Annotated in this window: 1 protein-coding gene; it reads right to left on the bottom strand. The window is 33.3% G+C overall.

All coding sequences use genetic code 11. The features are described from left to right. The coding region (locus ACVCXO_RS00135; RefSeq protein ID WP_452227576.1) for a GNAT family N-acetyltransferase at window positions 1-209 on the bottom strand (209 nt) is incomplete at its 3' end. Window positions 210-330: the final 121 nt, after the last annotated feature.

Here is a 330-nt window from a genome sequence, read left to right as displayed (position 1 = left end):
GCCCAATAAGAAAGGCTATTGTTTTTTATTTTCTCAATAAATTTCGATGCTTCTTCTAATGTTTTGCTTGGCTGTCTTCCAAGATATTTGTTTATTAAAGTATCAGAACGAAGAATAAATATTTCTTGAACATCGCTGTCGGATAATTGTCGAAGAGTCAAACGTTCAGTTGATAATATAGGGAAGGTTTTCAAATTTGTATTTTCCATTCTGTTATATAATTATTGTGTCTGATTTCGTTTCTCGCCTGACCGCTAACGTGTTTGTATATGGAAAGTTGCGTTTTTACCAGCGAGGATTTTCCGAAGGAAAATCAGAAGTTAGTAAAAG

It is taken from the genome of Lacinutrix sp. MEBiC02404 (assembly GCF_053601575.1).
Note: the sequence above shows the minus strand (reverse complement) of the source record. Positions and strands in the feature narration are given on the sequence as shown.